17 protein-coding genes are annotated in these 23,714 nt (G+C 65.1%); 11 read left to right on the top strand and 6 right to left on the bottom strand.

Going from position 1 to position 23,714, the window contains the following annotated elements:
* Positions 1–430: 430 nt before the first annotated feature.
* Positions 431–1,105: an HAD-IA family hydrolase gene (locus AC4FWB_RS10280; protein WP_491025878.1), complete on the top strand. Its 675-nt coding sequence runs from the start codon at positions 431–433 to the stop codon at positions 1,103–1,105.
* 288 nt (positions 1,106–1,393) lie between these two features.
* Here AC4FWB_RS10280 and AC4FWB_RS10275 read toward each other — a convergent pair whose 3' ends face one another.
* A complete protein-coding gene (locus tag AC4FWB_RS10275) occupies positions 1,394–1,615 on the bottom strand; it encodes a DUF1674 domain-containing protein (protein ID WP_491025877.1) in 222 nt (73 codons plus the stop codon).
* Between the two features lie 153 nt (positions 1,616–1,768).
* Here AC4FWB_RS10275 and htpX point away from each other — a divergent pair, with 153 nt between their 5' ends.
* The 4 genes from htpX (at position 1,769) to purH (ending at position 7,762) form a co-directional block, all read left to right on the top strand.
* Entirely contained in the window at positions 1,769–2,800 is a 1,032-nt protein-coding gene (gene htpX / locus AC4FWB_RS10270; RefSeq protein ID WP_491025876.1) for a zinc metalloprotease HtpX, read from the top strand.
* Positions 2,791–4,176 carry an RsmB/NOP family class I SAM-dependent RNA methyltransferase gene (locus AC4FWB_RS10265; protein ID WP_491025875.1) on the top strand — a complete coding sequence of 462 codons (1,386 nt, stop codon included), beginning with the start codon at positions 2,791–2,793 and terminating at the stop codon, positions 4,174–4,176. The genes htpX and AC4FWB_RS10265 overlap by 10 nt, the downstream gene beginning before the upstream one ends.
* Before the next feature lie 147 nt (positions 4,177–4,323).
* Complete coding sequence (locus AC4FWB_RS10260) at positions 4,324–6,054, top strand: heparinase II/III family protein (RefSeq protein ID WP_491025874.1); 1,731 nt, start codon at positions 4,324–4,326, stop codon at positions 6,052–6,054.
* 91 nt (positions 6,055–6,145) lie between these two features.
* Positions 6,146–7,762: a bifunctional phosphoribosylaminoimidazolecarboxamide formyltransferase/IMP cyclohydrolase gene (gene purH / locus AC4FWB_RS10255; RefSeq protein WP_491025873.1), complete on the top strand. Its 1,617-nt coding sequence runs from the start codon at positions 6,146–6,148 to the stop codon at positions 7,760–7,762.
* Positions 7,763–7,959: 197 nt separating this feature from the next.
* Here purH and AC4FWB_RS10250 read toward each other — a convergent pair whose 3' ends face one another.
* Both AC4FWB_RS10250 and AC4FWB_RS10245 read right to left on the bottom strand, forming a co-directional pair.
* Positions 7,960–9,336, bottom strand: coding sequence for an MFS transporter (locus AC4FWB_RS10250; protein WP_491025872.1), 1,377 nt, complete (start codon positions 9,334–9,336; stop codon positions 7,960–7,962).
* A 154-nt stretch (positions 9,337–9,490) separates the two neighbouring features.
* The gene (locus AC4FWB_RS10245) at positions 9,491–14,263 is read right to left on the bottom strand and encodes an NAD-glutamate dehydrogenase (RefSeq protein ID WP_491025871.1); all 4,773 of its coding nucleotides are present in this window, start codon (positions 14,261–14,263) and stop codon (positions 9,491–9,493) included.
* Between the two features lie 130 nt (positions 14,264–14,393).
* Here AC4FWB_RS10245 and AC4FWB_RS10240 point away from each other — a divergent pair, with 130 nt between their 5' ends.
* From AC4FWB_RS10240 to AC4FWB_RS10225, 4 genes are all read left to right on the top strand, one after another.
* Positions 14,394–14,957, top strand: a complete 564-nt coding sequence (locus AC4FWB_RS10240; protein ID WP_491025870.1) for a peroxidase-related enzyme — start codon at positions 14,394–14,396, stop codon at positions 14,955–14,957.
* Between the two features lie 3 nt (positions 14,958–14,960).
* Positions 14,961–15,401 (top strand): hypothetical protein, encoded by a 441-nt coding sequence (locus tag AC4FWB_RS10235; RefSeq protein WP_491025869.1) that lies wholly within the window; start codon positions 14,961–14,963, stop codon positions 15,399–15,401.
* 207 nt (positions 15,402–15,608) lie between these two features.
* On the top strand, positions 15,609–15,932 hold the full coding sequence (locus tag AC4FWB_RS10230) for a YciI family protein (protein WP_491025868.1): 324 nt from the start codon (positions 15,609–15,611) through the stop codon (positions 15,930–15,932).
* Between the two features lie 419 nt (positions 15,933–16,351).
* Positions 16,352–16,981, top strand: coding sequence for a DUF1062 domain-containing protein (locus AC4FWB_RS10225; RefSeq protein ID WP_491025867.1), 630 nt, complete (start codon positions 16,352–16,354; stop codon positions 16,979–16,981).
* A gap of 51 nt (positions 16,982–17,032) precedes the next feature.
* Here AC4FWB_RS10225 and typA read toward each other — a convergent pair whose 3' ends face one another.
* Entirely contained in the window at positions 17,033–18,862 is a 1,830-nt protein-coding gene (typA, locus tag AC4FWB_RS10220) for a translational GTPase TypA (RefSeq protein WP_491025866.1), read from the bottom strand.
* Positions 18,863–19,056: 194 nt separating this feature from the next.
* Here typA and AC4FWB_RS10215 point away from each other — a divergent pair, with 194 nt between their 5' ends.
* Positions 19,057–19,344 (top strand): hypothetical protein, encoded by a 288-nt coding sequence (locus tag AC4FWB_RS10215; protein WP_245460172.1) that lies wholly within the window; start codon positions 19,057–19,059, stop codon positions 19,342–19,344.
* Between the two features lie 234 nt (positions 19,345–19,578).
* Here AC4FWB_RS10215 and AC4FWB_RS10210 read toward each other — a convergent pair whose 3' ends face one another.
* Positions 19,579–21,153 carry an alkaline phosphatase D family protein gene (locus AC4FWB_RS10210; RefSeq protein WP_491025865.1) on the bottom strand — a complete coding sequence of 525 codons (1,575 nt, stop codon included), beginning with the start codon at positions 21,151–21,153 and terminating at the stop codon, positions 19,579–19,581.
* Between the two features lie 406 nt (positions 21,154–21,559).
* The gene (locus tag AC4FWB_RS10205) at positions 21,560–22,843 is read right to left on the bottom strand and encodes an MFS transporter (RefSeq protein WP_491025864.1); all 1,284 of its coding nucleotides are present in this window, start codon (positions 22,841–22,843) and stop codon (positions 21,560–21,562) included.
* Positions 22,844–22,921: 78 nt separating this feature from the next.
* On the opposite strand from AC4FWB_RS10205, the gene AC4FWB_RS10200 reads away from it, so the two are divergent.
* Positions 22,922–23,530: a TetR/AcrR family transcriptional regulator gene (locus AC4FWB_RS10200; protein WP_491025863.1), complete on the top strand. Its 609-nt coding sequence runs from the start codon at positions 22,922–22,924 to the stop codon at positions 23,528–23,530.
* Positions 23,531–23,714: the final 184 nt, after the last annotated feature.

Below are 23,714 nucleotides of genomic sequence, written 5' to 3'. Positions count from 1 at the left end.
TTCCGCCTCCACTGTCTGCGGCGGAAGCGTTGCAGGATTTCAGCCAGACGCGGCCGGCGGCCGGCGGAAAAATGCTTAATGGTCGGTTAACTAATTGTTTTTGTTTGCCTTCGGCAGCCAGGAAGGTGAACGGCGGGTAAACGAAAAAAGCTGTGATGAAATGCCGTTCATGAAGCGCTTACCATGTTCCCCGAACCGACCGCGGCCCTTCCCGCTTCGGCACAGCAGGGGCTGTGCCGAAGCGGCTCAGCAGCGATGCAAGAGCCGCAGTGAAATAGCCGGCCGGCCCATGCCAGCATCTGCGCGCCTGCCATGCGATCGACGCCATGATGCGGCAGGTTGAAGCGCCCGCGCCTTCTCACGCGGCGTTAGGCGGTTTAGACTGTGATTGCGTTTCGCCCTCCCCGAAAACGATTCTCCAGGAAATCAAATGTTCGCAGGCAGAAAGTTCGCCGCCTTCCTTTTCGATATGGATGGCACTGTCCTCAATTCGATCGCCGCAGCGGAACGTGTGTGGACGCAATGGGCAACTCGCCACGGTCTCGACGTGGCGAGCTTCCTGCCGACGATCCATGGCAGGCGCGCGAGAGAGACGATCGCCGCGCTGAAGCTTCCCGGCGTCGATCCGCTGGTCGAAGCCGATGCGCTGCTCAAGGCAGAGGCGGCAGACCTCGACGGCATCGTGCCGATCCCGGGCGCCGTGGCGTTTTTGCAATCGCTGCCGCCGGAGCGCTGGGCGATCGTCACCTCGGCGCCGCGCGAGCTGGCGCTGCTGCGCATTGCTGCGGCCGGCATTCCGGTGCCTGCCATGATGGTCTCGGCCGAGGATGTCACCCGCGGCAAGCCGGCGCCCGACTGCTTCCTTTTGGCGGCTAAGCGTCTCGGCGTCGAGGCGCGCGATTGCCTGGTCTTCGAGGATGCGCCGGCCGGTATCGCGGCGGGCGAAGCTTCCGGCGCCTCGGTGATGGTGATCAGCGCCACGCATGTCCATCCGGTTGTGACGCAGCACACAAGCATTGCTTCCTATGATGCGCTCGGCATTGCCACAGACGACAATGGCTGGATTGTCATTGAGACGAAACAGATCGCGGCGGCAGCCTGCTAGCTCTGGCTGGTTTCTCGATGCACAGGATTAATGCGATGCGTAGTGTTCCTTCGCGCCCTCCTCTGGCCTGCCGGCCATCTCCCCCACAAGTGGGGAGATTGGCAGCTTCGCCGATGGCGCTCTTTCAGCAACGTTGGTGATTAGCGAAAGCCGGCGTGACATCCGATCTCCCCCAAAGTGGGGAGATGGCCGGCAGGCCAGAGGGGGGCGCTGTCCCGCCAGCATCTCAAATGTTCCGCACTGTCGCGACGCAGCAGGCCGGCCTCACCTGAATATCGGCACATCGGGCTAAAAATCGCTGGTCAGCCCCTTCACCTCCCAGTCGCCGTAGCGCCCGGGTTCCTTGCCGCCGCGGCCGCCGATCTCCTTCGGCAGGCGGGCTTCCGCCTCGCGATATGCCTTTCGCCTGGCTTCGGCTTCCGCCAGCGCGCGTTCCGCCGCCGGAGTCAGCGTCTTTCGCGGCTTCCCGTCTTCGGCTGCGGTTTCGGTTTTGCTGGGTTGTTCGGTCATGCGATATCACTTGCCGATTAAAACAGGGGGCCGATTAAAACGGGGGCCGATTAAAACAGGGGCTGATTGAAACGACGACCGGCCTTTCCCATCATATAGCCATGATGCAAGACGGATCGACCCCTATTCGCCACAACCGCAACGGATGAGACGATGAACACGCTTCGCACCGCCATGCTTCTTGCCGCGATGACCGCGCTATTCATGGGCGTCGGCTTCCTGATCGGCGGCTCCGGCGGCATGATGATCGCGCTTTTGATCGCCGCCGGCATGAACCTGTTCAGCTACTGGAATGCCGACAAGATGGTGCTGTCGATGAACCGCGCCGTCGAGGTCAACGAGAAGAATGCGCCTGAATATTACGCGATCGTCCAGGCGCTGGCCAAGCAGGCCGGCCTGCCGATGCCGAAGACCTATCTGATCGACAGCCCGCAGCCCAACGCATTCGCCACCGGCCGCAATCCGGAGAACGCGGCCGTGGCCGCCTCGACCGGGCTCTTGGAGCGGCTCAGCCACGAGGAGGTCGCGGCGGTGATGGCGCATGAGCTTGCCCATGTGCAGCATCGCGACACATTGACCATGACAATCGTCGCGACGCTTGCCGGCGCGATCTCGATGCTTGGCAATTTCGCCTTCTTCTTCGGCGGCAACCGCGACAACAACAACCCGTTCGGCTTCGTCGGCGTGCTTGTCGCCATGCTGGTCGCGCCCTTTGCCGCCATGATCGTGCAGATGGCGGTGAGCCGCACCCGCGAATACGAGGCCGACCGGCGCGGCGCCGAGATCTGCGGCCAGCCGCTGTGGTTGGCCTCCGCGCTCGACAAGATCGCGCGCGGCGCCGAACGCATTCCCAACCCGGACGCCGAGCGCAATCCGGCGATGGCCCATCTCTTCATCATCAATCCGCTTCACGGCGAGCGCATGGACAATCTGTTCTCGACCCATCCGAGCACCGAGAACCGCATCGCCGCGTTGCAGCAGATGGCGCGCGGGATGGACGGCGCCGCGCAGACGGCACGGCGCGAGGCGCCGGCGCCAAGCCAGCCGGATGAGCCGCAGGCAGGACCTTGGGGCAAGTCTGCTGAGCCCGCTCCGCCGCCCGAGCCGGAGCGGCCGAAGCCAAATCCGTGGGGCCGCAACCCGACCGGACCCCGCGGCGCAGGACCCAAAGGTCCGTGGTCGTGAGCGGAGCAAAGCGCCGACCGCAAAACCCAGGCAGACGTGACGGCAATGCGGGCGAGCAGATCGCCGGCCTTGCCGCGCGCAAGGCGGCCGCGCGGCTGCTCGCCGCCGTCATCGATGCCCGCACCCCGCTCGACGGCCTGACCGACAACGAGCACGGCCACCCGCAATACAGGGCGCTCGATGCCCGAGACCGCGCATTGGTCCGCGCCATCCTGGTCACCGCGCTGCGTCACCGCATGACCATTGCCGGCCTGCTGGCCAGGCGGCTGGAGAGGCCGCTGCCGGCCAATGCCACGGCGCTGTCCCACATCCTGCACGTGGCCGCGGCACAAATCCTGTTCCTCGATATCCCCGACAGCGCCGCCGTCGACCTCGCGGTGACCCACGCCAAGTCCGACCCGCGCACATTGCGTTTCTCAGGTCTCGTCAACGGTGTGCTGCGCTCGCTGGCGCGCGCCAAGGAGGCCGAGCTTGCGCCGGCGCTTGCCGCCACGAACGAAGCCCCGCAATGGTTCGCGGACCGGCTGATCGCCGTCTATGGCGCCGACAGAGCGCGGGCCATCCTTGCCGCCCATCGCCATGAAGCCCCGGTTGACTTCACAGCCAAATCCGACCCGGTGCTCTGGGCAGAGAAGCTGGGCGGCATCGTGCTGCCGACCGGCACGGTGCGCGTCGAGAAGCTGCAGGCCGGCGTGACCGACCTGCCCGGCTTCGCCGAGGGCGCCTGGTGGGTGCAGGATGCGGCGGCAGCTTTACCGGCACGCCTGTTCGGCGACATCAAGGGGCTACGCGTCGCCGATCTTTGCGCCGCTCCCGGCGGCAAGACTGCGCAGCTCATCCTCGCAGGCGCTGACGTCACCGCCGTCGACACCTCGAAGAACCGGCTGGCGCGGCTGGCGCAGAATCTCGACCGCCTCGGCCTGTCGGCGGAGCTGGTGCAGACCGACCTGCTCGACTACCAGCCGGAAAAACTGTTCGACGCCGTGCTGCTCGACGCTCCCTGCTCTTCGACCGGCACCGTGCGTAGGCACCCCGACGTGCCATGGACGAAGACCATGGCCGATGTCGAGAAGCTCGCCGCGCTCCAGCGTCGGCTGCTCGCCCATGCCGTCGGCCTCGTCAAACCCGGCGGGAGGATCGTCTTTTCCAACTGTTCGCTCGACCCGATCGAGGGCGAGGAGCTTTATCGCGCTTTCCTCGCAGAGGTCCCAGGCGTGGCCGCCGATCCGATCCAACCGGGTGAATTCGCCGGCATGGATTCGTTGCTGACGCCGGATGGCACCCTGCGCACGACGCCCGCCGACATGGTTCTCGAATCGCCCGGCATTTCCGGCCTGGACGGCTTCTTTGCCGCACGGATGCAAAGAGCGGTTTAGATCGTTATTGCATTAAACTTGCCGACTTTTTTAGGGACGACCCCGGCGGAGCCGCGTGAAGGGTTTCACTTCGGCGAAATCCGCCTTCGCATAAGTTCTTGAATCATATAAGCTTGTGCTTGGGATAGCGGACGATCAGGAGGGGATTTGGCACTTGTTGCCGGCAGCACGACACGTCTTTGGACGCTTGTCGCGAGGGAGTTCTGGCGCAAGACGCGCCGGCGCCTTCGTGCCGGCCCCATCTATCGCTGGCGCTATTCCGGCCGCACGCCCGAGCGCGTCCTCATCGCGCCGCCCGATCTGAGGCTCGCCGATCCGCAGATCGCGCTCGAAATCTATTATGGCCGCTATCCGCTGTCCGGCCATCTTGTCGAGACCGGCGGCAAATCGCCCTTCCAGATCAACGTGCCCAATCGCGGCTGGCAAAAATCGCTTCACGGCTTCCGCTGGCTGCGCCACATGCGCGCCGCCGGCACGGAGCTGGCGGCCGCCAACGCTCGCGCCCTGGTTTCGGACTGGATCGCCATGCATGGCACCCAGATTTCCGGCGTCGCCTGGGAGCCGGGCACGGCGGCCAAGCGGGTGATTGCCTGGCTGCAGCATTCCTCCGTCGTGCTGCAGGGCGCCGAGTTTCCCTTCTACCGCGCCTTCCTCAAATCGCTCGCCATGCAGATCCGCTATCTGCGGTCGATGGCGCGCGAGATGCCGGACGGCAAGGACCGGCTGCGCGCCCGCATCGCGCTTGCCTTTGCCGCCCTGTCGCTGCCGGCGCCGGCCTCGGCGCTGCGCAGCTCGACCCGCAACCTGGCCGATGAGCTCGACCGTCAGATCCTGCCTGACGGCGGCCATATCTCGCGCAACCCGATGACGGTGCTGGAATTGCTGGCCGACCTTTTGCCGCTGCGCCAGACCTATGCCAATCAGGCCGAGGCGCCGCCGGCCGCCCTGATAGGCGCCATCGACCGCATGCTTCCGGCGCTGCGCTTCTTCCGCCACCAGGACGGCAGCCTTGCCCGCTTCAACGGCATGGGCGCCACGATCCACGACCGCATCGCCACCATCCTGCGCCACGACGACACGGCCGGCGCGCCGCTGCTGCATGCGCCGCATTCCGGCTATGAGCGCCTGTCGATGGGCGGCGTGACGGTCATCGCCGATACCGGCGCGCCGCCGCCTGTCGATGTCTCCAACGCCGCGCATGCCGGGTGCCTCGCCTTCGAGCTCTCTTCCGGGCGCCAGCACTTCATCGTCAATGCCGGCATCGACACCTATGGCGCCGCCGAATTCCGGCCGCTGGCGCGTGCCACCGCCGCGCATTCGACCGCCACCGTCAACGATACGTCGTCGGCGCGCTTCAGCCATTCGCTGCGGGTCAGCGACCTCCTCGGCTCACCGCTGATCGGCGGGCCGCAGCACGTGCCCTGCAAGCGCATCGACCAGAAGGGCGTGCACGGTTTTGTCGCCCGCCACGACGGCTACGCGGCACGCTTCGGCTTCCTGCATGAGCGCGAATTGAAACTGACGACCAACGGCAATGTGCTGACCGGCCGCGACCGTTTCCTGCGCCCCGGGGGAGGCGCGATCCGCAACAATGGCCGCGACTTCGTCACCGTGCGCTTCCACGTCCATCCCGACATCAGCCTGCTGCAGGACGAGCAGGATCGCCTGGCCCTGACGGCCTCCCAGGGCGACACCTGGATGTTCACTTGCACGGAAGTGGCGCCGGAGGTCGAGGAATCGATCTATTTCGCCGGGCTCGGCGGGCCGCGCCGCAGCCGGCAGATCGTGCTTGGCTTCAAGGCCTCGGAGATCGCCGAGGTGCACTGGCAGCTGACGCGCACCCACATCGCCGGCTACCCCGAAAACAACGTAGCCTGACCGGTCGGGCCCAGCTGCGCGCTTGATTTCCGGGCCTCATATGCTACGGCCCGCGAACGTTTCCCAACCAGCCTTGAAAGGCCGCCTGCCCATGGCCGTCCCCGCCAAGAACATTCCGGCGCCCGACCTCGTTCCGGTCCGCCGCGCGCTGCTTTCCGTCTTCGACAAGACAGGCCTGATCGACTTCGCCAAGGCGCTGGCCGCGGCCGGCGTCGAGCTGGTCTCCACCGGCGGCACGGCGAAGGAGATCGCCGGGGCCAGCCTTGCTGTCCGCGATGTCTCCGAGCTGACCGGCTTTCCCGAGATCATGGACGGCCGCGTGAAAACCTTGCATCCATCGGTGCATGGCGCGCTGCTCGGTGTCCGCGACGACCCCGAACACGCGAAAGCCATGCACGACCATCACATCCAGCCGATCGATCTCGTCGTCTCCAACCTCTACCCGTTCGAGGAGGTGCGCCGTTCCGGCGCCGGCTACGCCTCGATCGTCGAGAACATCGACATCGGCGGCCCGGCGATGATCCGCGCCTCAGCGAAGAACCACGCCTATGTCGCCATCGTCACCGACCCTGCCGACTACGCCTCGGTGCTCAATGCGCTTGAGATGAACCTCGGCTCGCTGTCGCTCGATTTCCGCAAGAAGCTGGCCGCCAAGGCCTTTGCCCGCACCGCGACCTATGACGCGGCGATCTCCGGCTGGTTCGCCGAGACGCTCGAGATCGAGCATCCGACCTGGCGCGCCTTCGGCGGCCGCCTCGACCAGGTGATGCGCTATGGCGAGAACCCGCACCAGGGCGCCGGCTTCTATCTTTCCGGCGACAAGCGGCCGGGCGTGGCGACGGCAAAGCAGTTGCAGGGCAAGCAGCTTTCCTACAACAACATCAACGACACCGACGCCGCCTTCGAGCTGGTCGGCGAATTCGATCCCGCCCGCTCGGCGGCGATCGCCATCATCAAGCACGCCAATCCCTGCGGCGTCGCCGAAGGCGCGACGCTGAAGGCGGCCTACGCCAAGGCGCTGGCCTGCGATCCGGTCTCGGCCTATGGCGGCATCGTCGCCATGAACCGCATCCTCGATGCGGAAGCGGCCAAGGAGATCGTGAAGACCTTCACCGAGGTCATCATCGCGCCCGACGCCACGGACGAGGCCGTCGCGATCGTCGCGGCCAAGAAGAACCTGCGCCTTCTCACCACCGGCGGCCTGCCCGATCCGCGCGCCGCCGGCATGGTTGCGAAGTCGGTCGCCGGCGGACTCCTGGTGCAAGACCGCGACAATGCGGTGGTCGACGACCTCGAGCTGAAGGTAGTGACCAAGCGCGCGCCGACGCCGGCCGAGATGGCCGATCTCAAATTCGCCTTCCGCGTCGCCAAGCACGTCAAGTCGAACGCCATCGTCTACGCCAAGGACGGCGCCACCGTCGGCATCGGCGCCGGCCAGATGAGCCGCGTCGATTCCTCGCGCATCGCCGCCCGCAAGGCGCTCGACGCGGCGGAAGCCGCCGGCCTGGCCGAGCCGCTGACCAAGGGCTCGGTCGTTGCCTCCGACGCCTTCTTCCCCTTCGCCGACGGCCTGCTGTCGGCGATCGAGGCCGGCGCCACCGCCGTGATCCAGCCCGGCGGCTCGATGCGCGACGACGACGTCATCGCCGCCGCCGACGAGCACGGCATCGCCATGGTGTTCACTGGCGTAAGGCATTTTAGGCATTAGCGCCCTCTCCTTCTCCCCTTGTGGGAGAAGGTGTCGCCGAAGGCGACGGATGAGGGGTGCTGGACGGAGTGAGGCGCTGGCGATCCGATCGCCATGCGTCGTTTGGACGAGCGCGTTCGCCAAGCTGGAACACCCCTCATCCGTCTCGGCGCTGCGCGCCGATCCACCCTCTCCCACAAGGGGAGAAGGAAGAACCGCTACTCCACCGGCTTGTCCGCCGGATATGGTGTCCTGACTAGGATCGCCATGCCGATGCCAAGAAAAAGGATGATCACCGCCATGCCGAGCCGCGATGAGTCGCTGAGATAGCTGATCGTCGCGAGCAGGAACGGCGCCAGGAAACTGGTCGCCCGTCCGGACAGTGCGTAGATGCCGAAATAGCGGCCCGATTCGGCGGCCGTGACGCTGCGCGCCATGTAGGAGCGCGACGAGGCCTGCACCGGGCCAAAGGCAAGGCCGATCAGTAACCCGTAAAGAATATAAGCCTTCTCGGCCGCAGTGCCGAACAGGCCGCCGGAATCAGCCACCGGGAGCTGTATCAGGCCGAGCAGCGTGAAGCCCGGTCCGGTCGAGATGATGCCGGCTGTGGCCACTGTCAGCATCACCAGCGCGATCATCACCACCGCCTTGGAGCCGAGTGCGGTGTCGAGGCGGGCAGCGATCCAGCAACCGAAGATGGCGACGACGTTGAGAATGATGCCAAAGATGCCGATTTCGGTGATCGACCAATGAAACATCGCTGCCGCGAACACACCGCCCTGCGTAAGCAGCGCGTTGACGCCATCCTGATAGATCATGCGGGCGACAAGGAAACGGAAGATACCACTGCGCTTGCGCGCCTCGGCCAGCGTCGACTTCAGCTCCGACAGACCCTCGCGCACTGCCGGCCCGATCGGAATACCCTTGGCGGCGTCCGGGGTGAAGAAGAACATCGGCAGGATAAACAGAAAGTACCAGCCGGCCGACATTGGCCCAGTGGCGCGGGCATCTTCGCCGAGCTTCGGATCGAGGCCGAAGATCGGATCGAGGCCGATGACGGTTTTGCCGGTTTCCAGATTGCCGGCCATGAACAGAATGACGAAAATCAGCGCGATCATGCCGCCGAGATAGCCGAGGCCCCAGGCGATGTTGGAGATGCGCCCGATCTCGCTCTTCGGCACCAGCCGCGGCATCATCGAATCGTTGAACACGGTCGAGAACTCCGCAGCCACCGAGGCCAGCGAGAACAACAGCACGATCAGGAATACGTTCGAGCCGGGCGCGGCGAGCCAAAGCAGCGTGAGGCTGGTTATCTTGATTGCCGCAAAGAAGGCAATCCACGGCTTGCGCGGCCCAGTCTGATCGGCGATCGAGCCCAATACAGGCGAAAGCACGGCTATGACCAGCCCGGCGGCGGCGATGCCCCAGGCCCAGGCAGCCTGTCCCACGACCGGATCGCTGACCATGCGCGAGGCGAAGTAAGGCCCGAAGATGAAGGTGGTGACGACGGTGAAGAAAGGCTGCGCCGCCCAGTCGAAGAACATCCAGCCCCAGATGCCGCGCCCCGTCGCCCGCTGCACTGCTACTTCGGCCATGTCCCCTCCAACGGTCCAGTTGCCGGCGCCATGTCTGCATGTTTTCTCGCTGCCGTGCAAACCACAAGCGTTTGTGCGACCCTTCGCACCGTCTCGGCCTGAAGGTCGGCGCCGCCCCTCATCCGGCTGCCGCCACCTTGCGAACGAATGGCCTTCACATCCCCGTCAGGTCGCTCATCAGCCCAGACGCCACCGACAGCCGCGACACGGTGATGTCGCCGCCTTCGGTCAGCGCTTGCAGCCGCTCGCGGATGCGGCCGACGCGCTCGCCGCCGGCCTCCAGCCAGGCCGCGACAGGATCGGCTGCCTTGCCATGGGAGGTGAGCGCCGCCACCGCGATGCCGCGCCTTGCGGCGCCGATGGTGTCGGTCGCGCGCGACAGCGCCAGCTGGTCGTAATAGTCCGGCGGCATGATCGAGCGGGCGGCTTCCTCGACGCGCGGGATGCGGAAGGCATCGCTGACGGCGAAGAAGGCCTTGGCCGCGCTGACGATGTCGGCGTTGGCCGCGCGCGCGGTGAGCGCGATGTCCGGGATCAGTTCGCCCACCTCGGCGAGCGCCAGCTTCTCGGCCAGCTTCTCCGGCGCGCCGCCCTTGAACAGGCCATGACGCCGCTCCTCGATCCGCTCGCGCGAGAAGGCGGGCAGCAGCGAAGTGAGCTTCGGCTCCAGCGCCTTGCGCGCCTCCTGCAGTTCGGCGATGCGCTGGCTGAGCGGCGCCGAACCCGCATCGTTCTTTAGGTACCAGCCGCCGGTCACGAAGATGAGCCGGCTGACCGCCTGGTAGAGATCGAGCTGGGTCTGGCCGTCGATCTGGTTGTCGAGCGCGTCGATTTCGCGATAGAGCGCCGGCAGCGCGAAACCGTCGCGCACCACTGCGAAGGTGCGCACGACAGCGGCCGCGGTGCGTCCCGTCGCTTCCTGCAGCCGGTTGACGAAGGACGGCCCGCCCCGGTTGACGAGGTCGTTGGCGACGACGCGCGCGATGATCTCGCGCCGCAGCCGGTGGTCGCGGATTTCGCCGGCGAATTTCTTTGCCATGCGCTCCGGGAAATAGCCCATCAGGTCGCGGTCGAAATGCGCATCGTCGGGCACGTCGCTGGCGACGATGTCGGAGAACAGCACGATCTTGGCATAGGCGAGCAGCACGCCGAGTTCGGCCCGGGTCAGCGGCTCGCCGCGCGCCTCGCGCTCGGCAAGGGCGGCCGGCGACGGCAGCGTTTCGACCGCGCGGTCGAGCAGCCCGCGCGCTTCTAACGCCGTCATGAAGCGGGCCTGATGCGCGATGTCGGCCAGCCCGCGCTTGCGCGCCAGCGAAAGCGCCAGCGTCTGCTGGTAATTGTTGGAGAGCACCAGCGCGCCGACCTCGTCGGTCATCTCGGCGAGCAGCTTGTTGCGCGCCGGCCGCGCCAGCGAGCCTTTGCGCATGGCGGACGCCAGCGCGATCTTGATGTTGACCTCGACGTCGGAGCAGTTGACGCCGCCCGAATTGTCGATGGCATCGGAATTGCAGCGGCCGCCATTCATGCCGAATTCGATGCGCGCCCGCTGCGTGACGCCGAGATTGGCGCCTTCGCCGATGACCTTGGCGCGCACGTCGAGTGCGGTGACGCGGATGGCGTCGTTGGCGCGGTCGCCGACATCGGCGTTGCTCTCGCCGGAACCCCGGACATAGGTTCCGATGCCGCCGAACCACAGAAGGTCGACCGGCGCCTTGAGGATGGCGTTCATGATTTCGACCGGCGTCGCGGTGGTCTTCCCCAGCCCGATCGCGGTGGCGGCCGCCGGCGGCAGCGTGATCGACTTCTGGCTGCGCGAGACGATGACGCCGCCTTCCGACAGCTTCGACTTGTCGTAATCCTGCCAGGACGAACGCGGCAGCGCGAACATGCGCTGACGCTCCGCCATCGAGGCCGCCATGTCGGGGTCGGGATCGATGAAGATGTCACGGTGGTCGAAGGCGGCGATCAGCCTGGTCGCCGGCGACAGGAGCATGCCGTTGCCGAACACGTCGCCCGACATGTCGCCGACGCCGACGACACTGAAGGATGAAGTCTGGATGTCGCGGTTCATCTCGCGGAAATGCCGCTTCACTGCTTCCCAGGCGCCCTTGGCGGTGATGCCCATCTTCTTATGGTCGTAGCCGGCCGAGCCGCCGCTGGCGAAGGCATCGTCCAGCCAGAAGCCGTGCTTCTCGGAAATCGCGTTGGCGGTGTCGGAGAATGTCGCCGTGCCCTTGTCTGCGGCGACGACGAAATAGGGATCGTCCTGGTCGCGCCGCACCACGCCGGCCGGCGGGATGACGCCGTCGACGCCGATATTGTCGGTGATCGAAAGCAGGCTGGAAACGAAGTTCTTATAGGCCGAGGTGCCGGCCTCGAAGATCGCGTCGCGGCCGGCGCTCATCGGCAGCTTCTTCGGATAGAAGCCGCCCTTGGCGCCGACCGGCACGATGACCGCGTTCTTGACCTGCTGCGCCTTGACGAGACCCAGCACTTCGGTGCGGTAGTCCTGGGCGCGGTCCGACCAGCGCAGGCCGCCGCGCGCGACCGGGCCGAAGCGCAGATGCACGCCCTCAACCTCCGAACCGTAGACGAAGATCTCGCGCCATGGCCGCGGCGCCGGCAGGCCGTCGACCGCCTGCGAGTCGAGCTTGATCGCCAGCGACTGCCCCTTCTCTTTCGTATCGGCTACGAAATGGTTGGTGCGCAGCGAGGCTTCGATCAAGTTGAGGTAGCGGCGAATGATGGTGTCGTCATCGATGTTGGGCACCTCTTCCAGCGCGTCCTTGATCTTGGCCTTGAGGTGCTTGGCGGCGACCACGCCGTCCGTTTCGGCCTTCGGCCCGAGACGGGCGACGAACAGTTGATGCAGGCCGCGCGCGATCTCGGGATAGCGGTTGAGCGCGGCGGCGATGAAATCCTGGCTCTGCGGAATGCCGGCCTGCTGCAGGTAGCGGCCATAGGCGCGTAGGATGGTGATCTCACCCGACCATAGGCCGGCAGTCTGGGCGAGGCCGTTATAGCCGTCATTGTCGACGTCGCCGCGCCAGACCGACAGGAAGGCGTCCTCGAACAGCGCGCCGCCGTCGGTTAGGTCGATCGCCTTGCCGAAGCTGTTCTCCAGCTCCATGTCGTGGATGAAGACCGTGCCGGGGCCCTCGTCGCCGACCTCGAAAGTGCGCTCGCTGATGACGCGGAAGCCGATGTTTTCCAGCACCGGCACACGGCGCGACAGCGCCACCGGGCTGCCATAATGATAAATCTTCAGCGCCGCCTGGTGCGGCTTCTGGTCGGCATGGCGGTAATAGTCGATGGCGATCGCATTGTCGGGACCGATCCTGACGATGCGCCCGGCATCGGCGAGCGCCACGGCGGCACTGAAGGTATCGCGGTAGCTTTCCGGGAAGCGCGCCGCGATCGACTTCAGCGTCGGGTCGCTGCCGGCCGCTTCCGCGGCGTCGGAGAGCGCATCCTCCCAGGTGCGGACGATGTCGCGGATCGCCGCCTCTATCGCCGACTGCTCGACCTTCGGCGTCTTGCCGCCGGAACGGCCGATGATGAAGTGAACGCGCGCCAGCCCGCCTTCCGGAAAGGCCGGATAGTAGGCCGAGAGCCGGCCCTCGAACACCGTCTTGAGATAGGTGCCGATCTTCTCGCGCACGACGCTGTCGTAACGGTCGCGCGGCACGAAGACGATGATGGAGACGAAACGGTCGAACTGGTCGACGCGCACCAGCGCCCTGATCCGCGGCCGCTCGATCAGCCCGAGAATGGCGTTGGCATGTTTTCTGAGGACAGGCACCGGAACCTGGAAAAGCTCGTCGCGCGGATAGCTTTCCAGGGTGTTGATCAGCGCCTTGCCCGAATGATCGTGCTGGTCGAAACCGGATTTCGAAATCACGGTCTCGGCCTTCGAGCGCAGATAGGGGATCTTCATCACCGAGCGCGTGTAGGCGGTCGAGGTGAACAGGCCGACGATGCGCAGCTCGCCGGCAAGCGCGCCCTTGGCCGTATAGGTCTTGATGCCGATGTAATCGAGATAGATGCGGCGGTGCACCAGGGATTTGCCGTTCGCCTTGGTGACGATCAGCGGCTCCGGTCCGTGCAGGAAGGCGCGGATTTCCGGCGTCGTCGTCACCGCCTCGGTGCCGCGCCGCAGCACCAGCACGTCCGGATCAGACAGGATGCCGAGGCCGGGCTTGTCGGAGCGCTCCAGCGAGCCGCTCTCCTGCTCGCCGATATATTTGAACTCGCGCATGCCGAGGAAGGTGAAATTGTCGTCGCGCAGCCATTCGAGGAAGGCGATCGCCTCGGCGACGCTCTTCTTGTCGAGCGGCACGGCCGAATAGCGGAATTCGGAAATCGCCTGGTCGAGGCGAGCGAGCATCCGCTTCCAGTCGGTGACGGCGGCGCGGACCTGGCCGAGTATCTTGCGCAGCCGCTCGGTGAGCGCGGTCGCCTGTTCCGCGGTCAGCCGCGGGACATGGACATGAACGACGCTGAGCCGGTCGTCGTCGTCCTTGCCGCCGTCGCCGAGAACCTCGGCGACGCCGTTCTTGTCATGCCTGACTGTGACGATCGGATGGGTGACCAGGGTCGGCTCGCCCCCTGTCTCGGCGATCTCGCCGAGGATGGAATCGAACAGGAACGGCATGTTGTCGTTGACGACGGTGATGATCGTGACCGGCCTGCCGCCGCAGGAAACGCCTGAATCGGCTTCGACCGCCACGACGCTGTCGCCCTTTTTGTGACCGGCGACCGCCCGGCCGGCGAGATCGGCCGCTCGTTCCAGGTCGGCCACGTCATAGGCCGCGATATCCTCCGCCGGCGCGCGCGCAAGCAGATAGTCGGCAAGCCCCGCTGGCTTCTCCTCCGCTCTCGCGGCCGCTGCAGCTTTCTTCTTCGGCTTGGATTTCACGCTGGCCATGACGCCAATTCCCTCCCGTGGCATGCTTTTGCGACTATGGTAGCCAGATGACCGCTGTTTGGCGACAAAGGTTTGACGACGCTTTAAAAAAATCGAACCGATGCCATCGCCCCCCGCGAGGAGAACGACCATGACCGACAGAATTACCGCGCTCGACCTGGTCCAGGCCGAGCTCAGCGAGGCGACGAAAGCCTATTTCGCCAAATGCGAGGAGAAGCTCGGCCTCGTGCCCAACGTGCTTCTGGCTTACGCTTTCGACGAGAAGAAGCTGCGCGCCTTCACCGACATGTACAACGACCTGATGCTGGGCGATTCCGGCCTGTCGAAGCTGGAGCGCGAGATGATCGCGGTGGCCGTCTCCTCGATCAACCATTGCTATTACTGTCTAACCGCGCATGGCGCGGCGGTGCGTCAGCTGTCGGGCGAGCCTGCGCTGGGCGAGATGATGGTGATGAACTTTCGCGCCGCCGAGTTGCCCCCTCGCCAGCGCGCGATGCTGGAATTCGCTGTCAAGCTGACGGAGGAGCCGGCGAAGATCGTCGAGGCCGATCGCGCCCCCCTGCGGCAGGCCGGCTTCTCCGAGCGCGACATCTGGGACATCGCCTCGACCGCGGCCTTCTTCAACATGTCGAACCGGGTGGCGGCTGCCGTCGACATGCGGCCTAACGACGAATACCACACCATGGCAAGGTGACCCATGACAATAGACACTTCCGGCGAATGGTGGGTTGGCAGCGAGCCGAACGATATCGCAGAATACCTGAGGGGCTACGCAAGCGAAGGCTATGAAGTCCACGACTTCAGGCTCGCGCGATGCAAATGCGGTTCCGCTTCGTTTCTTCTCGATACCGACGATGATGAAGGCGTGGCGCGACGGACATGCACGGTGTGCGGTTCCGAGCATCTTATCTGTGACAGCGAGGAGTTCCGGGGCGGATCCGAGCCGGAACGCTGGGTTTGTATCGAATGCGCTTCTGAAGTCACGAATGTTGGAGTCGGGTTTTCCATTTACCCGCAGCGTGACGGCGTTCGCTGGCTTTATATCGGGGTTCGATGCTCGGGTTGTGGCGTCTTAGGATGCTTCGCCGGCTGGAAGGTCGGCACGTCCGACAGCATGGGCCTGCTGGACAAAGTCTAAACATCAAACAGTGATGGACGCGGTGCAATGGGATCGCGGTTACGGTCCGCTGTATATTAGGTAGTGCGAATTTTCGTTTGCCCGCCCCGCCGATTAGTCCGATGATCAACGATTGCGGCATGGCCGCATATCGGATTGCGGCAAAGCCGCATATCGCAAGCGGCGTGGCCGCATGCCGGTTCGACGCCGCCAACAAGGGAGGAGAACATGGCAAAATATCTCTATGTCTATCACGGCTCCGGCAAGATGCCGACCGACGAGGCAGAACGGAAAGCGGCGATGGACGCCTGGACCGGCTGGTACGACAAGCTGGGCACCGCCGTCGTCGATGGCGGCAATCCAGTCGGCATGTCGAAGACGGTGCTGTCCGGCGGCTCGGTCGAGAACAATGGCGGCAGCAACCCGACCGCCGGCTACACGATCGTCGAAGCGAAGGACATCGACGATGCCGTCGCCAAGGCCAAGGATTGCCCGATCCTGACGAACCCGGCCTTCAGCGTCGAGATCGCGCCGATCATCGAAGTGATGTAGCACTCAGGAACGCGCAGCGCGGCTGTGGCAGGAACGGCGGGCAGCGCGCCGGCCTTGCCTGCCCGCCGCCGTGCGGCTAGAAGAGCCGACCTTCACCGATTTCGAGCCTGACTTTGCCTCAGTAACCGCCGGTCTCGTCTACTCCCCGAAAGCACCGCAGGCGCGGCTTGGCTGCGCCCTGCATCAATTTCATGTGTTCTTCAGGCGGCGATTTCGAGACCGGTTTGGCATTGCTGAGCCGCCGTCGCGCGCAACCCGCCGGCGCCTGATTTCCATCAACGCAGCCTTCGCCACACCGTGCCCGCACGAGCATGATCCCGAAAAGTGGTACCCGGTTTTCGGAAAAGATCATGCTCAACAAAAAGGCATCTCGGACATCGCCGGCCTGAAGGACTTCCCGACGGGAAGGGCCTACCGGCATGTCTGGACTGTTGCGTATCCGCTGGGCGATCGCGCCCGAAATCGCACCGCGACCTCTCATCAACTGCAACCGCTGCGGCGGCGTAAGACCCTATCGATGCAGCGGCAAATTCCGCGTCAACGCCAACGGCAAGCGGATCGACGCCTGGCTGATCTACCGCTGCATCGGCTGCGACAATTCCTGGAACCGCGCCATTCTGGAGCGCTGCAACCGCCGCGACATCGAACCGACGCTGCTCGCAGCGCTCGAAAGCAATGATCCGGCACTCGCGCGCCTCCACGCCCTCGATGCCGCTGCGCTCAGAAACCGGATCGGACGGACCGAGGAATTTCCCGATGTCACGGTCCGCAAGGAGCTGCTGGATGGCAGTCCAGGATGCGCGACCGCGCTTTGGCTTGAGCTTCGGCTCGACGCCGCAACACCCTTGCGGCTCGACCGCTTGCTTGCAGGCGAACTGGGCATCTCCCGGTCAAGGCTGCAGGGCTGGGAAGAGCAAACGCGGCTCATCGTCGAACCGGGCAACGCCAAGGCTTTGCGCAAGCCGGCGCGCGATGGCACGGCGGTCCACATCGACCTGTCCGGCGAGGCCGACCGCGACACCATCCTCTCGGCCGCAGGCGCACAATGAAAAGGGAGGGAGCAACAACTCCCTCCCCCTATGACTGCTTGCGAAAAAAGCTTACGCCGCGCCCATCACCCGGGCCGACTTTTCGAAGCGCTTGCGCTCGTTCGGGTCGAGATAGAGCTTCCTGAGCCGGATCGTCTTTGGCGTCACCTCGACCAGCTCGTCGTCCTGGATCCAGGCCAGCGCCCGCTCGAGCGTCATGCGCACCGGCGGCGTCAGCTTCACCGCCTCGTCCTTGCCGGCGGCGCGGATGTTGGTGAGCTTCTTGCCCTTCAGCACATTGACCTCGAGGTCGTTGTCGCGGGAGTGGATGCCGATAATCATGCCCTGATAGACCTTGACGCCCGGATCGATGATCATCGGGCCGCGGTCTTCCAGGTTCCACATCGCATAGGCGACGGACTCGCCTTGCTCGTTGGAGATCAGCACGCCATTGGTGCGGCCGGGCAATTCGCCCTTGTAAGGCTCGTAGGCATAAAACAGCCGGTTCATCACGGCCGTGCCGCGCGTATCGGTCAACAGCTCCGACTGGTAGCCGATCAGGCCGCGGGTCGGCGCGTGGAAGACCAGGCGCTGGCGGTTGCCGCCGGAGGGGCGGAGCTCCACCATCTCGGCCTTGCGCTCCGACATTTTTTGCACGACCACGCCGGCATGCTCCTCGTCGACGTCGATGACGACTTCCTCGACCGGCTCGAGCAGTTGGCCGTCTTCACCCTTCTGCATGACGACGCGCGGGCGCGACACCGCGATCTCAAAACCTTCGCGGCGCATCGTCTCGATCAGCACGGCAAGCTGCAATTCGCCGCGGCCGGAGACGAAGAAGGAATCCTTCTCCGCCGATTCCTCGATCTTGAGCGCCACATTGCCTTCCGCCTCGCGCAGAAGGCGGTCGCGGATGACGCGGCTGGTCACCTTGTCGCCCTCGGTACCGGCAAGCGGGCTGTCGTTGACGAGGAAGGACATGGTGACGGTCGGCGGGTCGATCGGCTGCGCGTGCAGCGGTTCGGTCACCGCCGGATCGCAGAACGTGTCGGCGACGGTGCCTTTCGACAGGCCGGCGATCGCCACGATGTCGCCCGCCTGCGCTTCCTCGATCGGCTGGCGCTCGAGGCCGCGGAAGGCAAGGATCTTCGAGATACGTCCGGTCTCGATCTGGGTGCCGTCATGGTGCAGCACCTTGACCGCCTGGTTGGGCTTCAGCGTGCCGGACTCGATGCGGCCGGTGATGATACGGCCGAGGAACGGATTGGCTTCGAGGATGGTGCCGATCATGCGGAACGGACCGGGATGGACCGTCGGCGCCGGCACGTGCTTGACGACGAGATCGAACAGCGGGGCGAGGCCCTGGTCCTTCGGGCCTTCGGGATTCTCGGACACCCAGCCATCGCGGCCGGACCCGTAGAGGATCGGGAAATCGAGCTGCTCGTCGGTCGCGTCGAGCGCTGCGAACAGGTCGAACACCTCGTTCACCACCTCGATATGGCGAGCATCCGGACGGTCGATCTTGTTGATGACGACGATTGGCCTGAGACCCACCTTGAGCGCCTTGCCGACGACGAACTTGGTCTGCGGCATCGGCCCTTCGGCGGCGTCGACGAGCACGATCGCCGAGTCCACCATCGACAGGATGCGCTCGACCTCGCCGCCGAAGTCGGCGTGTCCGGGCGTGTCGACGATGTTGATGCGGGTGCCCTTCCAGTCGACCGAGGTCGCCTTGGCGAGGATGGTGATGCCGCGTTCCTTCTCGAGGTCGTTGGAATCCATGGCGCGCTCGGCGACGCGCTGGTTGTCGCGGAAGGCGCCGGACTGTTTCAAAAGCTGGTCGACGAGGGTGGTTTTGCCATGGTCGACGTGCGCGATGATCGCGATATTGCGGAGGTTCATTGTCTGGTCTCGGGAGCGTTGCAGGCAGCAGGCCCAAAAGCGCCGCCTTTTTCGGTTGCGCGGCTCATACAAGGTTTTTCGCAATTGCGAAAGGGGAGGCCCCGTCCCAAATACGTGGTCACTGATTCTTAAACGTCTTGGTGTGAAATGATTCTGTTAACCAAGGCGGAACCTTTGAGGGGCCGGGCAGTTCGATGTTCATGACCGATCAGATGTCCAGATTGCGTCCGGTTTTCGCGTGGGCGGCGCTTGGCGTGCTGGTCGCGGCGGGTGCCGCGCAATCGGCAGCTGCCCTGAGAGAAGCTGACCCGATCTCGCCGCCTGACGCCAAGACCGCGCAGCAGATGTTCGCCGACGCCCCAGACGGGGTCGACCCGATCGTCACCGGCCCGGTCAGCGCTGCCTTCAAGCAGCGCCAGAAGGCCGCTAACTGCGACAGCGCCGTCTGGCCAAATGTTCCCGCGACCTGCTATCCGGATTGACCTGCCGTAACAGGAACGCGGCAAGCGTTGCGATCCTTCGCGCCCCCCTCTGCCCTGCCGGGCATCTCCCTCACTTGGGGAGAGATTTGGCTGTCACGCTCGCTTTCGCCAATCGCCGACGTTGCAGAAGGAGCGCAGCGCCGAAACTGCTGATCTCCCCCCAAGTGGGGGAGATGGCCGGCAGGCCAGAGGGGGCGCTGTCCCGCCGGCATTCCTGATTTCCTCGAGCGCCCCTTACGCCGACCGCACCGGATCGAGCGTCACCTTGTAGAGCTCGTTGTCGTCGCGATCCATCAGCCGCACGGTGAGCTGCTCGGTGGCGCCGGAAATATCGACCAGCCCGAAGAACTGCAGCCCGGCCGATGGCGGCAGGTTCTGGCCCTGCTCGGCGGTCGGCGCCTTGATGAACTTCAGCTCGGGGCCGAAGGTCATATCGAAACCGTTGGGGCCGAACGTGCCGGCATGGATCGGGCCCGAGACGAACTCCCAGAACGGATTGAAATCCTGGAACTGCGCCTTGTCCGGGTTGTAGTAGTGCGCCGCCGTGTAGTGGACGTCGGCGGTGAGCCACACGGTGTTGGTGATGCCGGCATTCTTGATGTAGCGCAGCAGATCGGCGAATTCGAGCTCGCGGCCCTTGGGCGCGCCATTGTCGCCATTGCTGACCGCCTCGGCGCCGGCCTTCTTGGCGGCATCGTCCCAGACGACCAGGCCGAGCGGCATGTCGGCGGCGATGATCTTCCAGGTCGCCTTGGAGTTCGCCAGCTCCCGCTTCAACCACTTGGTCTGCTGTTCGCCGAGCATGCGCGACTTCGGCGTCAGCGTCTCCTCCATGTCCGGGCCGTTCGGGCCGCGATAGGAGCGCATGTCGAGGAAGAAGACATCGAGCAGCGGCCCGTGGGCGATCTTGCGGTAGACGCGGCCCGGTTCCGACGGCTCGTAGCGGATCGTCGTCATTTCGTGGAAGGCGCGCGCCGCGCGGGCCGCCAGCACATGGATCGACTTTTCCTTGTAACGGTCATCCGCGGTCAGGTTCTTCGAATCCGACCAGTTGTTCAGCACCTCGTGGTCATCCCACTGGTAGAAGGTCGGGCAGATGGCGGAGAGGCCCAGCACGTGCTTGTCCATCATGTTGTACTTCCACTGGTCGCGGTACTCATCCAGCGTCTCGGCGACCTTGCGCTTGCCGTCGACCATGACGACGTTCTTCCATTTGCCGCCGCCGGGAAGGTCGACCTCGTCCTTCATGGCGCCGTCGGCATAGATCGTGTCGCCGGAATGCAGGAAGAAGTCCGGCGTGTGCTTGGCGATGGTGGAATAGGTCTTCATGCCGGTCTCGTCGATGCCCCAGCCCTGACCGGCGGTGTCGCCCGACCAGGCGAAGCGCACGTCGCGCTTCGAGGCCGGCGCGGTGCGGAAGCGGCCGACGATCGGTTCGGAGACGGCGTTGATGTCGGAAAGATCAGCCGCGACCATGCGATAAAAAATATCCTGGTCGGAGGCGAGGTCGGTGAGCAGCCGCTTCACCGTGTAATCGCTGGCGGGCGAGGTATCGAGCGCAGCCAGCCTCGTCGCGTCGGTGAAGCTTTCCGTCGTCGACACTTCGTACATCACGCGCGCCGGACGGTCGGTGCGGGTCCAGACCATGCCCGAGGTGGCGTCGACATCGCCGGACTGCACGCCATGGGTGAAAGCCGGGCGCTGATTGGCGCGGGAGTAATAGGGCATTGCGAGACCGGAGGCGCCGACAAGGCCAAAGGCGCTGGCCGAGGTGACGAAAGCGCGGCGGGTCAATGAGAGCTTGTTCATGGCTGTCTCCGGATGGCGTTGAACGGGACCGCCAAGCTCTCGCCTCAATGTTTCAGGCGCATATCGGAACCATGAAGTTTTGATAACAGTGAACAGGGCCTTCCCTTCTCCCCTTGTGGGAGAAGGTGGATCGGCGCGCAGCGCCGAGACGGTTGAGGGGTGGGTGACGGATCGCCGTCATTGCCAAGCTGGAACACCCCTCATCCGACCGAGCTTCGCTCGGCCACCTTCTCCCACAAGGGGAGAAGGAGAAACCGACGCCAGAAGGCGTGTTGAGATTCGGGTCAGGACGAGCCGAAAATGGCGGTCTCCGAGAACCGGAGCGGAGCGTACTTCAAGTACGTGAGCACCGGAAGCGCAGGAGACTGCCGTTTGCAGGCCGGCCTCACCCGAATCTCAACACGCCTCAAGCCGCCTGCGGCTCCGGATCGAACGCCGGCTTGCTCGTGTTGATCAGCAGCGAGATACAGGCCGCCGCGATGCCCGTCATGCCGGCGATCAGGAAGGCCAGCTCGTAATTCCCCTGCAGTTCCCGCATGGTGCCGCCGAAGGCAGCGGCCGCGGCCGCGCCCACCTGGTGGCCGGCGACAATCCAGCCGAACACGATCGGCCCGCTGCGGTCGCCGAAGGCTTCGTTGGCGAGCCTCAGCGTCGGCGGCACCGTAGCGATCCAGTCCAGACCGTAGAGCACGGCGAAGATGATCAAGCTGACCGCCGAGAAGCCCGAATAAGGCAGATAGATCAGCGACAGGCCACGCACGGCATAATAGACGCCGAGCAGCTTGCGCGGATCGAAACGATCGGTGAGCCAGCCGGACAGCGTCGTGCCGATCAGGTCGAAGATGCCCATCATCGACAGCAGCCCGGCCGCCTGCACCTCGCCGATGCCCATGTCACCGCAGAAGGCGATGAGATGCGTGCCGACGAGGCCGTTGGTGGTGAAGCCGCAGACGAAGAAGGTGGCGAACAGATACCAGAACACCCTGGTGCTGGCGGCACGGCGCAACGTGTTCAGCGTATGCGCCAGGAAATTGCCCTGCGAGGCCGGCGACACCGGCGGCACGTCATCGGCGTCGGCGCCGTAGCGGACCTGGCCGATCGAGGATGGGCGTTCCGGCACCAGCAGGAGGACGAGCGGGATCAGCGCGGCGGTTGCCAGCGCCACGGCGATTGCCACCGGCTTCCAGCCGCCGGCCTGCGCGAGCGAGGCGATCAACGGCAGGAACACCAGCATGCCGGTGGCGCTGGAGGCCGACATCAGGCCCATCACCAGGCCGCGATTGGTCTTGAACCAGCGATTGACGATGGTCGCGCCAAGCACGCTCGCCACCGCGCCCGAGCCGATGCCGGAAAACACGCCCCAGGTGATGAAAAGATGCCAGGGCTCGGTCATCAACAGGCTGAGCGCCGTCGAGCCCGACATGATCAACAGCGCGGCGAGCAGCGTGCGACGCAGTCCGATCCGCTCCATCAGAGCAGCCGCGAACGGACCGGTAAGGCCGTAGAGCAGGATGCCGACGCCGGCGGCCATCGAGATGACGTCGCGGCGCCAGCCGAAGCTCTCCTCCAGCGGCAGCATCATGACGGATGGCGCGGAACGGAGCCCGGCGGCGATCAGCAGGCAGAGGAAGATGACGGCAACGACGACGAAGGCGTAGCGCTGGCCAAACGGACGGGACTGAGCTATCATGTTACTGACCGGTACGTTGCAATGGGATGGCGCCATACATACGTACCGGTCAGTAACATTGTCAAGCGAGTTTGGTGAATGCCATCGGACAATAAAATTGAAGCGTCGGCCAGCGAGGCGCCGGCGCCGAAGGCTGCCGACAAGATCCTCGACGTGGCGCGCGACCTGTTCTATCGCGAAGGCATCCGCGCGATCGGCGTCGACGAGATCGTCAAGCGCGCCGGCGTCACCAAGCCCAGCCTCTACCGTACCTTCCCATCCAAAGACGAGCTCGCCGCATCCTATCTGCGCAAGTATGACCTCGAGTTCTGGGAGCGTTTCGACGAAGCCGTCGATGCGCATCCGGGCAACCCGCGCGCCCAGATCATCGCTTTCCTCACCCGCGTCGGCAAACGCACGCAGAAGCCGGACTATCGCGGCTGCGGCATGACCAACGCGGCGGTCGAATATCCCGAGCACGGTCATCCGGCCCGCATCGTCAGCGAGAACAACAAGCAGGAACTGCGCCGGCGCCTGCGCGCCATGGCGGCGGCGATGGGCGCGAGCGATGCCGACACGCTCGGCGACGGCCTGCTGCTCCTCATCGAGGGCGCCTATATCAGCGGCCAGTTGTTCGGCCTTGGCGGTCCGGCGGCATCGGTCGCCCGCAACGCCGATCTGCTGATCGAAGCCAGCTTGAAGAAATAGACCTTCTTCCTTCTCCCCTTGTGGGAGAAGGTGGATCGGCGCGTTAGCGCCGAGACGGTTGAGGGGTGTTGGCCGGATCGCCGTCATTGCCAAGCTGGAGCACCCCTCATCCGACCTCGCTTCGCGAGGCCACCTTCTCCCGCAAGGGGAGAAGGGAGAGCCCGCATTTGGCGGTAACGCATCT

Source organism: Mesorhizobium sp. LEGMi-168a, from assembly GCF_058312955.1.
Note: the sequence above shows the minus strand (reverse complement) of the source record. Positions and strands in the feature narration are given on the sequence as shown.

Coding starts and splice junctions, on each gene's coding strand:
- typA (WP_491025866.1), bottom strand. CDS start 18,862: ATGAACCTCCGCAATATCGCGATCATCGCGCACGTCGACCATGGCAAA.
- AC4FWB_RS10240 (WP_491025870.1), top strand. CDS start 14,394: ATGACCGACAGAATTACCGCGCTCGACCTGGTCCAGGCCGAGCTCAGC.
- AC4FWB_RS10225 (WP_491025867.1), top strand. CDS start 16,352: ATGTCTGGACTGTTGCGTATCCGCTGGGCGATCGCGCCCGAAATCGCA.
- AC4FWB_RS10280 (WP_491025878.1), top strand. CDS start 431: ATGTTCGCAGGCAGAAAGTTCGCCGCCTTCCTTTTCGATATGGATGGC.
- purH (WP_491025873.1), top strand. CDS start 6,146: ATGGCCGTCCCCGCCAAGAACATTCCGGCGCCCGACCTCGTTCCGGTC.
- AC4FWB_RS10210 (WP_491025865.1), bottom strand. CDS start 21,153: ATGAACAAGCTCTCATTGACCCGCCGCGCTTTCGTCACCTCGGCCAGC.
- AC4FWB_RS10250 (WP_491025872.1), bottom strand. CDS start 9,336: ATGGCCGAAGTAGCAGTGCAGCGGGCGACGGGGCGCGGCATCTGGGGC.
- AC4FWB_RS10215 (WP_245460172.1), top strand. CDS start 19,057: ATGTTCATGACCGATCAGATGTCCAGATTGCGTCCGGTTTTCGCGTGG.
- AC4FWB_RS10235 (WP_491025869.1), top strand. CDS start 14,961: ATGACAATAGACACTTCCGGCGAATGGTGGGTTGGCAGCGAGCCGAAC.
- AC4FWB_RS10275 (WP_491025877.1), bottom strand. CDS start 1,615: ATGACCGAACAACCCAGCAAAACCGAAACCGCAGCCGAAGACGGGAAG.
- AC4FWB_RS10200 (WP_491025863.1), top strand. CDS start 22,922: ATGCCATCGGACAATAAAATTGAAGCGTCGGCCAGCGAGGCGCCGGCG.
- AC4FWB_RS10245 (WP_491025871.1), bottom strand. CDS start 14,263: ATGGCCAGCGTGAAATCCAAGCCGAAGAAGAAAGCTGCAGCGGCCGCG.
- AC4FWB_RS10230 (WP_491025868.1), top strand. CDS start 15,609: ATGGCAAAATATCTCTATGTCTATCACGGCTCCGGCAAGATGCCGACC.
- AC4FWB_RS10205 (WP_491025864.1), bottom strand. CDS start 22,843: ATGATAGCTCAGTCCCGTCCGTTTGGCCAGCGCTACGCCTTCGTCGTC.
- htpX (WP_491025876.1), top strand. CDS start 1,769: ATGAACACGCTTCGCACCGCCATGCTTCTTGCCGCGATGACCGCGCTA.